The 14551-nt window shown below is 67.2% G+C and carries 13 protein-coding genes; 9 read left to right on the forward strand and 4 right to left on the reverse strand.

Annotated features, from left to right (window positions below):
• Nucleotides 1–16: 16 nt before the first annotated feature.
• The 9 genes from CRO39_RS03950 to CRO39_RS03990 all read left to right on the forward strand — a co-directional run bounded on the left by CRO39_RS03950 (nucleotide 17) and on the right by CRO39_RS03990 (nucleotide 10514).
• Nucleotides 17–772: a helix-turn-helix domain-containing protein gene (locus CRO39_RS03950; protein ID WP_097120531.1), complete on the forward strand. Its 756-nt coding sequence runs from the start codon at nucleotides 17–19 to the stop codon at nucleotides 770–772.
• 175 nt (nucleotides 773–947) lie between these two features.
• The gene (locus tag CRO39_RS03955) at nucleotides 948–3221 is read left to right on the forward strand and encodes a nitric-oxide reductase large subunit (RefSeq protein WP_097120785.1); all 2274 of its coding nucleotides are present in this window, start codon (nucleotides 948–950) and stop codon (nucleotides 3219–3221) included.
• 389 nt (nucleotides 3222–3610) lie between these two features.
• On the forward strand, nucleotides 3611–4843 hold the full coding sequence (locus CRO39_RS03960; protein WP_097120532.1) for an NnrS family protein: 1233 nt from the start codon (nucleotides 3611–3613) through the stop codon (nucleotides 4841–4843).
• Nucleotides 4844–4847: 4 nt separating this feature from the next.
• A complete protein-coding gene (locus tag CRO39_RS03965; RefSeq protein ID WP_097120533.1) occupies nucleotides 4848–5246 on the forward strand; it encodes a SirB2 family protein in 399 nt (132 codons plus the stop codon).
• A 128-nt stretch (nucleotides 5247–5374) separates the two neighbouring features.
• On the forward strand, nucleotides 5375–5689 hold the full coding sequence (locus CRO39_RS03970) for a DUF2249 domain-containing protein (RefSeq protein ID WP_097120534.1): 315 nt from the start codon (nucleotides 5375–5377) through the stop codon (nucleotides 5687–5689).
• On the forward strand, nucleotides 5686–6945 hold the full coding sequence (locus CRO39_RS03975) for a hypothetical protein (protein ID WP_097120535.1): 1260 nt from the start codon (nucleotides 5686–5688) through the stop codon (nucleotides 6943–6945). The genes CRO39_RS03970 and CRO39_RS03975 overlap by 4 nt, the downstream gene beginning before the upstream one ends.
• 195 nt (nucleotides 6946–7140) lie before the next feature.
• Nucleotides 7141–7986 (forward strand): ubiquinone anaerobic biosynthesis accessory factor UbiT, encoded by an 846-nt coding sequence (gene ubiT, locus CRO39_RS03980; RefSeq protein ID WP_097120536.1) that lies wholly within the window; start codon nucleotides 7141–7143, stop codon nucleotides 7984–7986.
• Nucleotides 7987–7998: 12 nt separating this feature from the next.
• Nucleotides 7999–9027, forward strand: a complete 1029-nt coding sequence (nadA, locus tag CRO39_RS03985) for a quinolinate synthase NadA (protein ID WP_097120537.1) — start codon at nucleotides 7999–8001, stop codon at nucleotides 9025–9027.
• Nucleotides 9024–10514: an L-aspartate oxidase gene (locus CRO39_RS03990; protein WP_097120538.1), complete on the forward strand. Its 1491-nt coding sequence runs from the start codon at nucleotides 9024–9026 to the stop codon at nucleotides 10512–10514. Before nadA ends, CRO39_RS03990 begins: the two co-directional genes overlap by 4 nt.
• Before the next feature lie 343 nt (nucleotides 10515–10857).
• Here CRO39_RS03990 and CRO39_RS03995 read toward each other — a convergent pair whose 3' ends face one another.
• Genes CRO39_RS03995 through CRO39_RS04010 form a run of 4 tightly spaced genes read right to left on the reverse strand, consistent with a single transcriptional unit; the run spans nucleotide 10858 to nucleotide 14546 of the window.
• Nucleotides 10858–11742, reverse strand: a complete 885-nt coding sequence (locus CRO39_RS03995) for a U32 family peptidase (RefSeq protein WP_097120539.1) — start codon at nucleotides 11740–11742, stop codon at nucleotides 10858–10860.
• Nucleotides 11743–11746: 4 nt separating this feature from the next.
• Nucleotides 11747–12745 (reverse strand): ubiquinone anaerobic biosynthesis protein UbiU, encoded by a 999-nt coding sequence (gene ubiU, locus CRO39_RS04000; protein WP_097120540.1) that lies wholly within the window; start codon nucleotides 12743–12745, stop codon nucleotides 11747–11749.
• A 55-nt stretch (nucleotides 12746–12800) separates the two neighbouring features.
• The gene (locus CRO39_RS04005) at nucleotides 12801–14282 is read right to left on the reverse strand and encodes a UbiD family decarboxylase (RefSeq protein WP_097120541.1); all 1482 of its coding nucleotides are present in this window, start codon (nucleotides 14280–14282) and stop codon (nucleotides 12801–12803) included.
• Between the two features lie 24 nt (nucleotides 14283–14306).
• The gene (locus tag CRO39_RS04010; protein WP_097120542.1) at nucleotides 14307–14546 is read right to left on the reverse strand and encodes a hypothetical protein; all 240 of its coding nucleotides are present in this window, start codon (nucleotides 14544–14546) and stop codon (nucleotides 14307–14309) included.
• Between the last annotated feature and the right edge of the window lie 5 nt (nucleotides 14547–14551).

Consider the following 14551-nt stretch of genomic DNA (forward strand, 5'->3'; position numbering starts at 1 on the left):
CCGCCGGAACCCCCGCATGAGTTCACGGGTCATTTTTCCGCGGACCGACGCCAGCGTGCTGGCCGACGACGGCGATACCCTGAGCTTCTGCTCCACCTGCGCGTTCTCCCAGGCCTGCCTGTCCGAAGGAATGGACAAGGCCGCGCTGATGGATCTGCACGTCCTGGTCGAGCATGTCGGGCCGTTGCAGGCCGGCGAGCATGTGTTCCGCGAAGGCGATGCGTTCGGCGCCATCGCCGCGGTACGCGCCGGCACCGTCAAGACCTACCAGATCGACCGCGACGGCCACGAACAGGTGCTGGGCTTCCACCTGCCCGGCGAAGTGATCGGGCTCAACGCCATCCATGACGAGCGTTACCCGTGCAATGCGGTGGCGCTGGACACGGTCATGCTGTGCCGGTTCTCGTTTCCGCGGATCGCACTGCTGGCCAGCCGCCTGCCCAACCTGCAGCAGCACCTGTTCCGGTTGATGAGCCGGGACATCGGCGTGGCCTCGCTGTTCGCCCGCGACAACACCGCCGACGAGCGCATGGCCGCTTTCCTGATTGGGCTGTCGCGACGGCTGGCCGCACGCGGATTCTCGCCGCGCCGGTTCCAGCTGACCATGTCGCGCACCGACATCGCCAATTACCTGCGGCAGGCCCCGGAAACGGTCAGCCGCGTGCTGCGCCGCTTCGAGAGCGACGGCCTGGTGCATATCAAACAGCGCGACGTGGAAATCATCGATCTCCCGCGCCTGGAAGCGCTGGCACTGGCCGTGTTGCGCGACTGAGCCGGAGGCGGGGCGGAGCTCGCCCCGCCCTGCCCGCTGACGCTGGTTCCTGCAGGTGCGGTCGCGACTCACGTCGCTCCTACAAGATTGGGAAATCGCCGCCAACTTGACGTATGTCATGGTGGCAGGCGCGGCGCCGATTGAAGATGCGGCCAGTTCTCTGGAGAGCCGCATCATGAATTCAACACAGAAGCTTTGGGTCGGGCTGGCAGCCCTGCTCATCGCCTCGTTCGCTGTCCTGCTATGGGTCGGCAGCGAGGTCCACCGCCAAGCGCCCCCGATGCCCGAGCAGGTCGTCAGCGAGGACGGCACGGTCATCTATACCCGCCAGGACATCGAAACCGGCCGCCAGGTCTGGCAGTCGATAGGCGGACAGCAGTTGGGCTCGATCTGGGGCCACGGCGGCTATGTGGCGCCGGACTGGGGCGCCGACTGGCTGCATCGCGAAGCCGAGGCCATCCTGGACCTGTGGGCGCAGCGCGAAGCCGGCGTTGCCAGCTACAAGGATCTGGACGCGCCCACCCAGGCTGCCTACGCGCAACGCGTGCAGATGCTGATGCGGCCCAACGGCTACGACGCCGAAACCGGCACCATCCGCATCGACAACGACCGCGCCACCGCCATGCGGATGGTCGCAGAGCATTACCAGAGCCTGTTCAGCCGCGACCCGGCCACCGCCGAACTGCGCGAAGCCTATGCGATGCGCAACGACACGGTGCCGGACGCCGAGCACCGGCGCATGCTGACCGGGTTCTACTGGTGGGCGGCGTGGTCGTCGGTGACCGAACGCCCCGGCTCGGACATCAGCTACACCGCCAACTGGCCGGCCGACAAGCTGGTCGGCAACACGCCGCCGCCCAGCGCCTTCCTATGGACGGTGTTCAGCGTGCTGTTCCTGATCGCCGGTATCGCCCTGCTCGGCTGGCACTACGCGGTCAATCACGGCGACGAGATGGCGCCGGTGCTGCCCAAGAGCGATCCGCTGGCGTCGATCAAGGTGACGCCGTCGATGCGCGCCACCGCCAAATATTTCTGGGTGGTGATTGCGCTGTTCCTGGTGCAGATCCTGCTGGGCGCCATCACCGCGCACTACCAGGTCGAAGGCCAGGAAGCCTACGGCTTCGCGCTGGCCGATGTGCTGCCCTACTCGCTGACGCGCACCTGGCACACGCAGCTGGCGGTGCTGTGGATCGCCACCGCCTGGTTGGGCATGGGCCTGTACATCGGCCCGGCGATTTCCGGGCACGAACCGAAGTTCCAGCGCCTGGGCGTGAACGTGTTGTGGGCGTGCCTGCTGATCATCGTGGTCGGCTCGTTCACCGGGCAGTGGTTCGCGGTGATGCAGAAGCTGGGCCTGCAGCACAACTTCTGGTTCGGCCACCAGGGCTGGGAATACGTGGACCTGGGCCGCTTCTGGCAGTGGTTCCTGTTCATCGGCCTGGGCCTGTGGCTGCTGCTGGTCGGCCGCGCCCTGTGGCCGGCAATCCGCCACGGCGGCGAATCGCGTTCGATCGTCTCGCTGCTGTTCCTGTCCACCGTCGCCATCGGCGTGTTCTACGCCGCCGGCCTGATGTGGGGCGAGCACACGCACCTGTCGATGGTCGAATACTGGCGCTGGTGGGTGGTGCATCTGTGGGTTGAAGGCTTCTTCGAGGTGTTCGCGGTGGCGGTGATCGCCTTCCTGTTCACCCGCCTGGGACTGCTGCAGGTCAGGACCGCGACGGTGGCGGTGCTGTTTGCCACCGTCATCTTCATGGCCGGCGGCGTACTGGGCACCCTGCACCACCTGTACTTCACCGGCACGCCGACCGCGGTGATCGCCATCGGCGCCAGCTTCTCGGCGCTGGAAGTGGTGCCGCTGGCCTACGTCGGTTTCGAGGCCTACCAGAGCTACAAGCTGGGCAAGGCCACGCCATGGATGCAGCGCTACCGCTGGCCGATCATGTTCTTCATTGCGGTGGCGTTCTGGAACATCGTCGGCGCCGGTCTGTTCGGCTTCCTGATCAACCCGCCGCTGGCGCTGTACTACATGCAGGGCCTGAACCTGACCCCGACCCATGGCCACACCGCGCTGTTCGGCGTGTACGGCATGCTCGGCATCGGCCTGATGCTGTTCTGCCTGCGCGGCATGAAGCCGCAGGTGCAGTGGAACGAGAAGCTGCTGAAGTTCAGCTTCTGGTCGCTGAATATCGGCCTGGCCGGGATGGCGCTGTTCACCCTGCTGCCGCTGGGTATCCTGCAGCTTACCGCCGCGCTCAAGCATGGTTACTGGTATGCGCGCTCGGCCGAGTTCATGCAGCAGCCCATCGTGGATCTGCTGGTGTGGATGCGGGTGCCGTCCGATACGCTGTTCAGCGTAGGCGCGGTGGCCCTGGCCTGGTTCGTGTTCCGGCTGTGGGTGGCACCGCGCAAGGAACCGGCGATAGACGCCGTCCCCGTGCGCAGCTAACTGTTGGAGTTTCCTGCAACAGGAGAAGAGCCGCACTTGCGGCTCTTCTTCTTTTCTTTTTTCCGGGCGCCATTGACTTATCCAGAAGCCGATGGCCCAGACGTTGTGGGACCGTACGCGGCACGGATGCCGCGTAAGAGCTTACATGGGCGAGGCAAGCGTTTGCGAAGCATTGCTTCGCGCGCAGCCGAACGCCCGCCATCTGCGATGGCGGGCCGGACCCGCGTAGCGGGTATTTACGGCGTGTCCCGCACCGCCATGGCCACCGGCTTCCAGGTAGACGTTCCCCAGGCTTGTGAGAAGATTTTTTTGCCTGGCAGAACCATGCCAATGCCAAGCGGCTGACCTAGATCAAGGCGTCCGTTTTCCACCGCCGCCAGACTGACGGCATGGACATGATCTTCAAACCAGCCAGGCAAAGCATGTCGGCGACCCGCCTGGTCCAGGCCCCGCACCGGCTGATGTTCTTCATCGGCGCCAGCAATCTGCTGCTGGCGATGCTGTGGTGGACGCTGTGGCTGGCTTCCAGCCGCGGCTCGATTCCGGCAATACCGGCCACACCGATCTACGCAGGCTGGCTGCACGCCTTCGTCATGCAGTACCTGGTGTTTCCCAGTTTCATCTTCGGCTTTCTGCTGACCGTATTCCCGCGCTGGATGGGGTTGCCGGAACTCAAGCGCTGGCACTACGCGCCGGTGGGCGCCGGCCTGATGGGAGGCCAGCTGGCGATCCTGCTGAGCACCGCCGGCTGGGAAGCAGGCTTCATGGTGGGCCTGTGGATGGCACTGGCCGGCTGGAGCGCCGGCCTGGTGTTGCTGGGCCGGCAAGTGCTGGCCGAAACCGGCCGCACCTGGCACGCCCGCTCCTGCTTCGCCGCGCTGGCGCTGGGCTATCTTGGCCTGCTTGCCTTCATCGGCTTCGTGCTTGGCGGCTCCGCGTTCTGGGTGTTCGCCAGCATCAAGCTGGGCAGCATCGGTCTGTTGCTTCCGATCTACCTGACGGTGGCGCACCGCATGTTTCCGTTCTTCGCCGCCAACGTCGTGCCGGGCTACCGGCCATGGCGCCCGATGGGCTGGCTGGCGGCGGTCTGGGCGCTGCTGCTGGCGCACCTTGGCCTGGAACTGTCGCATGCCTACGCCTGGCTGTGGCTGGCCGACGCGCCGTTGCTGCTGCTGAGCGGCTGGTCGCTGTGGCGCTGGTGGCCGCGTGCGCGCATGCCCGGCCTGCTGGCGGTGCTGTTCATTGGCTTGGCGTGGATGCCGGCGACCTTTCTTCTGTACGTGGTGCAGAGCGTCGGCTATCTGCTCACCGGCGAATTCATGCTGGGCCGCGCGCCGATGCACGCCTTGTTCATCGGCTTCTTCGGCAGCCTGCTGGTGGCGATGGTGACGCGGGTGACCCAGGGCCACTCCGGACGGCCGCTGAAGATGCCGGCGGTGGCCTGGTTCGCCTTCGTCGCCATCCAGATCGTCGCGGTCATGCGCGTCGCTGCCGAGCTCATGCCCGATGCGCTGTTCTGGCAGGCCGCGTCCGCGGCCGGCTGGCTGCTGGCATTCCTGCCGTGGGTCAGCCGCATCGGCCGCATCTACCTGAGCCCGCGCGCCGACGGCAAACCGGGATGAGCCGATGATCGAGTTCTATCCGATGATCAAACTGGTCCATATCGGCAGCGCGCTGACCAGCGGCGGTTTGTTCGCGCTGCGCGGCGCGGCCAGCCTGGCCGGAATGCGCTGGCCGATGTTCGCCGCGGTGCGCTACCTGAACTATTCCATCGATACCGTGCTGCTGACCGCGGCGATGATGCTGCTGACCATCCTGCCTGGCGGGCTGTTCGCCAATGGCTGGCTGGCCGTCAAGATCGGTTTCCTGCTGGGCTACATCACCCTGGGCATCCTGGCGCTCAGACGCAACCGCAGCCGTCTGGCGCGCATGTTGCTATTCGTTTCGGCCCTGCTGGCGTACGGGCAGATCTACGCCATCGCGCGCGCCCACCATCCGCTGGGCGTGCTGTACCTGCTCGGTTGAACCAGGAGAATCGCAATGATCGATGATTTCAGCCTTCCCGAGCCCGGCTCTCCGTTCGGTTGCTGGATGCAGGAATCGCTGGATGCGGCCGGTGTTGCCACCGACCTTGCCGAAACAGAGACGTCGCAATGAACGCAGGCGACGGCACGGCGCCGGTAGCGGACATCCCGTCTGGCGGAGGCAACCCGACACCGCTGCTCTGGCTTGACCTTCGCCACCTGCCGCCTCCGGAACCGATGCAACGCATCCTCGATGCATTGCCCGACCTGCAATCGGGCCAGTGGCTGGTGGCGATGACGCCGCAGCGGCCGGGGCCGCTGCTGGAAATCCTTGACGCTTGGGGCTATGCCTATCGTGTGCAGGAGCTGAGCTCCGGCCATGCCTGCGTATCGGTGGGCATGCACCAGGATGCCGGCGCCGGTGCATCTGCCGAAGAGGCATGAGCGGACTGACGATTGCTGCCGCACCGCCGCTGCGGCGGCCGCTACGTTTCCTGCTGACGGCGCCGTTGTGGGGAATGACCGCCGGCGGCTGGCTGATGGCGCATGGCGAAACAGCGATGACCTCGCGTTGGGCCATACCGACCGTGGTGCTGGTGCACCTGTTCACCCTGGGCGTGCTGGCCAATGCCATGCTAGGTAGCCTGCTGCAGTTCCTGCCGGTCGCCGCCGGCAGCCGCATCTGCCTGCACAGGTCAGCGGCCTGGCTGCATGCGTTGCTCAATATCGGATTGCTGCTGTTCGTGCCGGCGATGATGCTGGCGCATCCATTGGCGCTTACGATGGCCTCGCTGCTGCTGGCCGGTGCGTTGCTTGGCTTCGCGGTTGCTGCCCTGAACGGACTGATCCGGGGCAGCGGTTCACGCGTGCTGCGCGCCGGCATCGCGATGGCGGTGTCGGCGCTGGCGCCGACCGCACTGCTGGGCGTGGCCCTGGTCGCCATCGTGCTGGGCCGGCTGGCGTGGCCTATCGATCGCGTTGCCGATCTGCATGCGGCGTCGGGGCTGCTGGGCTGGGTGCTGATGCTGATGATGGCGGTGGGCGCGGTCACGCTGCCGATGTTCCAAGGCACCCGCCGTATTCCGGATGCCGCGCAGTGGAGCTGGCAGGCGATCGCGCTGGCGGGTTTGATCGTCGGTGGCAGCGCCCGCTGGAACGGAATGCCTATGCTCGCGGCGGTCGGCATCGCCGTGCCGGTGCTGCTGTTCGCAGGGACCTCGCTACTGCTCCAGCTCGGTGCGCCCCGTCGCCGCAACCCGGTGCTGACACTGTTCTGGATGCTGGGTACCGTGGCGATCGCGGCGGCGGGCCTGCTGCTGCTTGCGGAAAGCGCCCATGCGCACCAGGACCGCGCCGTGCTGATCGGTGCGCTGTTCATCGGCATAGGCCTGCCATCGATGCTGACCGGCATGATGCTGGAGATCGTCGGGTTCCTGAGCTGGATCGATCTGCGCCGCCGCTGCGCGCGCGGCATCCGGATTCCCGGTGTGGATACGCTACTGCCGGAAACGGACAAGCGCTGGGCGCTGGCCGCGCATGGCGTGTCTGCGCTGGCGCTGCTGGCTGCGGCGTTGCGGCCGGCGCTGGCCGGCACTGCCGGTGCGCTGCTGCTGGCCGCTTATGCGGTCGCGTTGTGGTGCCTGCTGCGCTGCCTGCGCCGCAGCGCAGTATTTGCCCGCGAAAACCGCCAGCAACGATAAGACGCTCAGCGCGGGCGCCCGGCTTGCTTGCACAAACGCCGGGGAGCGGCGTTGTGCGGATTCAGAGCTTCATGACCCGCCTTGATTTGAATCAATTGGCCTCACCGGATGGCGCGCTAGCATCCATCCCGCACCCGGCCCTGAGGCCACGGGAGATCCTGCTTTGACGAAAACAGCCCATCGGGATTCGCTGCCATGGGACCGTTGACGTTGCTGGCAATAGCCGGCGCACGCAACGCCATCGACCGGGTCGACGACGCAATGATCGCGTTGCTGGCCGGACGGCGCGCCGTGGTCGGCACACTGGCCCGGATCAAGCGCGGCGCCAGCCTGCCGGTGCGGGATGTACGGCGGGAGCAGCGCGTATACCAGCGCTCGCAGCGGCTGGCCGGCCGCCTGGGCGTGCCTCCCGATGCCGCCGTCAGGCTGATGGCGCTGCTGATTGCCGAAGCATGCCGGCAACAGTCGTCTCCCAACGCGGCGCCACCGCCGTCTCCGCCCCTGCTCTCCGGCAATGGAATCCACATGTCGTCCACGACCACCAACGGCGCTTACCCGCGCCTGCTGCGGCTGCTCCCGCCACCCCGGTTCTGGAGGCGGCTGCTGCCGCTGATTCCGCCGCCAGCGCAGGCAACCATGCTGGAAGCGGTGCTGGAACATTCGCTGTCGGCGCCGCTGGAAAGCGGCCTGCTGGATCCGATCCGGCACCGCCGGCTGGGCATCGAGGTCAGCGACCTGGGACTGTACTGGGTGCTGGAACTGCGGCAAGGGCGGCTGCAGGTCAGCCGCGAGCCGGCCGAAGCCAACATCTGCGGAAGCGCCACCGATCTGCTGTTGCTGGCAAGCCGGCTGGAAGATGCCGACACACTGTTTTTCCAGCGCAAGCTGACGATCACCGGCGACACCGAGCTGGGCCTGACGGTGCGCAACCTGCTTGACCGGCTGCCCTGGGAGGAGGTTCCGCTGGGGCTGCGCATCGCCCTGCAGCGCGGCAGCCGCCTGACCCGCGCGGCCCGTTCTTCGTTTCACCGCGACCATTGACGGTATCCCGACATGAGCAATCGCCCATCCGCCCTGCCCCGCCCGCAATGGCGCCCGGAACTGGAACACCGGTACGCCGAACTGGGCGACCGCCTGCAGCGCCTGCTGCCGTGCCTGGAATGGCCGCTGCATCTGCCCTGGATCGATGCGATCAACACGCTCAAACGGCAGCGTGGCGCGGTCATCATGGCGCACAGCTACCAGTCGCCGGAAATATTCCACGGCGTGGCCGACATCACCGGCGATTCGTTGGCGTTGGCGCAGGCCGCCGCCGATTGCGACGCCGACCTGATCGTACTGTGCGGCGTGCATTTCATGGCCGAAACCGCGAAGATCCTGGCGCCGCACCGCACCGTGCTGATTCCCGATCCCGGTGCCGGCTGTTCGCTGGCCTCCTCGATTGAAGCTGCCGACGTCCGTGCGCTGCGCGCGCGCTACCCGGACGCGCCGGTGGTCAGCTACGTCAATACCTCGGCGGCGGTGAAGGCCGAATCCGATGCCTGCTGCACCTCGGCCAATGCGGTGCAGGTGGTGGAGGCGATGGGCGCCGAGCGGGTCATTTTTCTGCCGGATCGTTTCCTGGGCAGCTACGTCGCCTCGCAGACCGATGTCGAACTGGTGCTGTGGGACGGCCGCTGCGAAGTGCACGAGCAATTCACCGCGCAGCAGGCCCGGCACGCGCGCGAGCGCTTCGAGGCAAGGCTGGTCGCGCATCCGGAATGTCCGCCCGAAGTCCTGGCCGAAGCGGACTTCGTCGGCTCCACCACCGCGATGGCGGCTTGGCTGCAGAAGGAGCGGCCGGAGCGGGTGGCGCTGATCACCGAATGCTCGATGGCCGACAACCTGCGCGCGCAGTTTCCGGCCATCGAATTCATCAAGCCGTGCAACCTGTGCCCGCACATGAAAAAGATCACCCTGCCCAACATCCATGCCTGCCTGGCGGATCTGCAGTACCCGGTGGAAGTGCCGGCGGATGTCGCCGCGCGGGCGCGCAGCGCGTTGCAGCGGATGCTGGCGGTCGGCCGACGCGACCGGGTATGACCGGAGCGCAACTGCCGGTCATCGTGGTCGGCTGCGGAGTGGCCGGGCTGGCGACGGCGTTGGCCGCCGCGCCGCGGCCGGTCCTGCTGATAGGCCGCCAAACGGTCGGTCAGGACTGCGCCAGCGCGCTTGCGCAGGGCGGCATTGCCGCGGCGATGGGCCATGGCGACTCGCCTGCCGAACACGCCCGCGACACGCTGGCGGCCGGCGCGGGACACAACCGTCCCGACGCGGTCCGCTATCTGGTCGATCACGCGGTGGTTGCGGTGCGCTGGCTGCAGACGCTGGGAGTGGAATTCGACCGCGACGGCGACAAGCTGGCGCTGGGCCGCGAAGGCGGTCACCACCTGCACCGGATACTGCATGCCGGCGGCGACGCCAGCGGCGCGGCGCTGCTGGCCGCGCTGCACCGCGCGGCGCTGCGGGCAGCGCACATCCAGTGGCAGCCGCCATGCGATGTCGATGCGCTGCTGCTGCGCGACCAGTGCGTTGCCGGTGTCCGCGTCCGCGACCGGGACGGCCGGGAGAACGCGCTGGAGTGCAGCGAAGCGGTGCTGGCCACCGGCGGTATCGGTGCGTTGTTTGCCGCCACGACCAATCCCGCTGGCGCCGATGGCAGCGGCCTGGCATTGGCGATGGCCGCCGGCGCACCGGCGCTGGACCTGGAATTCATGCAGTTCCATCCGACCGCGCTGGCGGTCGCCGGCAACGGCGCGCTGCCGCTGATCACCGAGGCCTTGCGCGGTGCCGGTGCGGTGCTCTGCGACGACGATGGCGCGCGCATCATGGCCGGACGCCATCCGCTGGCCGATCTGGCGCCGCGCGACCTGGTCGCCCGCCAGGTCTGGCAGGTGTTGCAGGCCGGCGGCCGCGCCTGGCTGGACGCCACCGCGGTAACCGGCGACTGGCAGCGCCGCTTTCCGACCGTCGATGCCATCTGCCGGCGGCACGGCATCGACCCGCGCACGCAGCGCATCCCGGTAACCCCGGCCGCGCATTTCCACATGGGCGGCATCGCGGTCGATTTCGACGGCCGCACCGCGATCCGCGGTCTGCATGCGGTCGGCGAAACGGCCTGCAACGGCGTCCATGGCGCCAACCGGCTGGCCAGCAATTCGCTGCTGGAAGGCATCGTGTACGGCCGGCGATTGGGCAGGCTGTTGGCCGATGTGCGGCTGAGCGCCTGCCGCAGCGGCAGCCATCGGCTGGTCGAACGCGGCCAGTCGGCAACCGACTCTGCGCTGGCGGAGCTGCGTGCGCTGTCATGGCGGGCATTGGGCCCGGTGCGCGACGGCGCCACCATGCGGCAGGCGCTGGCGCATATCCATCATGACGCGGCGCTGCATTCCAGTTGGCAGGGCAAGCTGGTGACACGCATGCTGGAAGCGGCGCTGCTGCGGCGGCGCAGTCTGGGCGCGCATTACCGTCAGGATGCGGAAAAGCGGCAGTCGGTGCAGTCCGTGCCGTTGCGTTCGTTGCAGGGTTGAGACCGGCGTGCTTGTGCTGGCAGCGGTCGGCCGGACATCGCCACGACAGATTCACTCTCCTTGTCGCGACTGACGTCGCTCACGCAGTAAGGGCCTTCTGCTTGTAGGAGCGACGTCAGTCGCGACAGCTCCAGCAGCCACCTCGCACCGACAGCACAGGGCGGGCCTTCGGCAGCCTTGTCGCAGAACGGTGCAATCCCTGCCTTCAGCAGGCTTCGGGCACGGCGGCGTCCGATGGCTGCCCGGTCGGCACGATGGGAAAGCACCGCAATGTCCCAATGGCAGATCACATGGCATCGGCCGCCATGCTCGATTCATTGTGCGGTCGCGATCCGCATCGCTCCTACAGGGTGGGAGCGGCCAGCGACGCCTTTCCGGGCTTTCCATCCCAATAACCGTTGCGCGCGCCAAGCCGCGGCGGCGGCACCGGCGAGCGCAGCATGCGGTGGAAGTGATCGACCACGTCGGCGGTCTCGTCGGCTTGCGGATAGATGCGCAGGATGTCGACGCCGCAGGCGGCCATTTCGTCGCGTTCCGGCGCCATGTCGACGGTCTCCATGCCCTGGACCTGGATGCCGTTGACGGTCAGGAACGGTTGGCCGTCACGGGTCGACAGCGGCAATCCGTCGGGGTACTCGATGCAGCGGAATCCGCACTGATCCTTCGGTATGTCCAACGCCCGCGCGGTGAAGCAACGCGCCGAAAACGCCAGCGGCAGCCGCCCCCAGGCCAGCAGTTCCAGTTCCGGCATCGGCCGCTCCTCGGCCGCCATCGCTGCGCGCATTTCCTGCAGCAAGACCCTGCCCTGCTCCACTCCCGGCACCCATCGGCGCAGGCCATCCTCCATCAGCAGGGTCAGCGTGCGGTGGTTGTAGACGTTCAAGGTCGGTCCGGCGACGAATGCCAGGCCGCGCTCGCGGCAGGTCTGCACCGCCGACAGGTCGTTGGCTTCCAGCAGAAAGCGGCCGTTCTCGGCCAGCCGCCGTACCACGCCCAGCTCCGACTCGGCTTCGATCAATGCCAGCGACGACAGCACGACTTCCTTGCCGGCGCCGGCCAGTTCTTCCGCCAGCGCAAGCCAGTCGCCGGTACGCAGCTCGCGCCGCTTGCTGCAGACGGTTTCGCCCAGGTAGACGATGTCCACCGCCCAGCCGGTGCAGGCGCGATAGAACGCCAGTGTCCGTTCGCGCGGCCAGAAGTACTGCAGGGGTCCAAGACTGAGTTTCATCGGTTCAATGCCAGGCACGGTGATAGGGTCCCAGGGTGGTCTGTTGGCCTTCGGCATGCGCCGACAGCGCCTGCTGCCAGGCGGCGGCGGGCGTCCAGCCTTCGGCGGAAACGGCAAACCGGTCCAACGCCTGGCGCCATGCGTGGGTAACCGCACTGACATAGGCCACGCCGCGCTGCCTGCCCTCGATTTTCAGCGCCGCCACGCCGGCCTGCGCCAGCCGCGGCAACAGCTCCATCGTGTTCAGGCTGGTCGGTTCCTCCAGCGCGTGGAAGATCTCGCCGCCGACCTGGTAACGTCCCTTGCAGACGGTCGGATAGCCGGCCGGTTCGTCCTTGCCGAAGCGATCGATCAGTATGCCGTTCAGACGCACCGTCCTGCCGTGCTCGGCATGTTCTTCCCAGCGCACGAAGCTGGCCGGCGAACAGACGCCGTGCCGGTTCGGCGATGCGCCTGTCACGTAGCTGGACAACTGGCAGCGGCCTTCGACCATGATGCACAGGCTGCCGAAACCGAACACCTCCAGCGGCACCGGCGCGGTTTCGCACAGGCGCTCGACCTGCTGGATCGACAGCACCCGCGGCAGCACCGCGCGGGCGATGCCGAAGCGTTCGAAGGCATAACGCAGCGCCGGCGCGGTAGTGGCCGACCCCTGCACGGAAAGATGCCGCGCCATCGCCGGGTGCGTCCGGCAGGCGTAGTCCAGCACCGCCATGTCTGCGGCGATGATGGCGTCGGCCCGCAGCGCGGCGGCATGGTCCACCGCGGCCTGCCAGTGGGTCAGCCTGGCGCTGTCGGGATAGGTGTTGAGCGCCAGATATACCTGGCGTCCGCGTGCGTGGGCGTAGGCGACCCCGCTGCGGATTTCCTCATTGTCGAAATTCAGGCCCGGGAATGCGCGCGCATTGGTCTGATCGCGAAATCCGATATAGACCGCGTCGGCGCCGGCATCGACAGCCGCGCGCAGCGCGGGCAGGTTGCCGGCAGGACAGACTAGCTGCATGGTTCACCTCATCTTCTGGAACGGATAGTGATCGCTGGAGAATCGCGTGCGTGGTTTACGCAGACGGCGGCGGTTTGCACAAGCGCTCCCATAGCGCCGCCATGCGCGCTTCCACCTGCGGATCCAGAACGATGGGGCGCCCCCATCGGCGGTGGCTCTCGCCCGGCCACTTGTGGGTGGCGTCCAGGCCAAGCTTGGAACCCAGTCCGGCCACCGGCGAGGAAAAATCCAGGTAGTCGATGGGAGTGTTCTCGACCAGCATGCTGTCGCGGGCCGGATCCACCCGCGTCGACACCGCCCAGATGACCTGGCCCCAATCGCGCACGTCGATGTCCTCGTCGGTGACGATGACGAACTTGGTATAGGTGAACTGGCGCAGATACGACCAGATGCCCATCATCACCCGGCGCGCATGGCCGGCATACTGCTTGCGGATGCTGACCACCGCGATCCGGTACGAACACGCCTCCGGCGGCAGATGGAAGTCGACGACTTCCGGAAAGACCTTGCGCAGAATCGGCACGAAGACATCGTTCAGCGCCATCGACAGCACCGAAGGTTCGTCGAACGGCGCACGCCCCATATAGCTGCCGTGATAGATGGCGTCGCGGCGCAGGCGCATGCGTTCGATGGTGAACACCGGGAACCTGTCCTGCGCGTTGTAGTAGCCGGTGTGATCGCCGAAGGGCCCCTCCATCGCGGTATCTCCCGGATGGATGAACCCTTCCAGCAGGATTTCCGCGCCAGCCGGCGCATCCAGTCCGGTCAGCTCGCTGCGCCACACCCGCGTACGCGCACCGCGCAGCAGCCCGGCGAATTCGTATTCGGACAGCGTATCGGGGACCGGCGCCACCGCGGCCAACATCGTGGCCGGATCGGCACCGATGGCCACCAGCAGCGGAAAGGGCTTGTCAGGATGGGCCTTCACCCAACTGGCGTAGTCCTGCGCTCCGCCCCGGTGGGCCAGCCAGCGCATGATCAGCCGGTTCGGCGCGATCGGCTGCTGGCGGTAGATCGCCACGTTCTGGCGCGTTTGCCGGGTGCCGCGGGTGATCACCATGCCGAAGGTCAGCAGGCGGTCGACGTCTTCGGGCCAGCAGCGTTGCAACGGCAGCTTGCGGATGTCGATCTCGTCCTGCTCCAGCAACTGTTCGCAGAACGCCGCTTGCTCCACCCGCTTGGGCGCGACGTTGGCCAGCTGCGCCAGTTCCGGCCAACTGCTCAGCGCGCCGCGCAAGCCGGACGGCCAGCGCGGTTCCTTCACCGCCGCTAGCAGTTCGCCGAGTTCGCGCAGCGACGCCAGCGGCCGGTCCCCCAGCGCCAGCTCGATGCGGCGGCGGTGTCCGAACAGGTTGCCCAGCAATGGGTGTGGCGAACCTGCCGGATGGCGCATCAGCAGCGCCGGGCCTTCGCTGCGCAATGCGCGCAGGCATAGCGCGGTGCTTTCCAGTTCGGGATCGACCACGGCATCGACGTCAAGCAACTGCCCCTGGCCGGAAAGGCGGTCCAGGAACTGCCTGAGATCGTGAAAGCTCATGCGGGCGCTACCGGGCGCGCCCGCCTATCCGCCACAGCCGCCGCAGCACTCCGACGGTACCCGCTCCAGGTGGTCGAGCGACATCCGGTATCCGGCCTGATTGATCAGGGAAACCAGCTCCGTATCGCCAATCATGGTGGAAATCCGCAGCACTTCGCCGCCAGCGTCGATATCGATGACCGCAGACGGATCCACCTCACCGACGGTGCGCTCTATCGCACCCAGATCCGGTGCATTTCCGAATGTCTTTATCTTGAACTGCATATGCG

Source organism: Pseudoxanthomonas wuyuanensis, from assembly GCF_900215535.1.
Taxonomy (GTDB): domain Bacteria; phylum Pseudomonadota; class Gammaproteobacteria; order Xanthomonadales; family Xanthomonadaceae; genus Pseudoxanthomonas_A; species Pseudoxanthomonas_A wuyuanensis.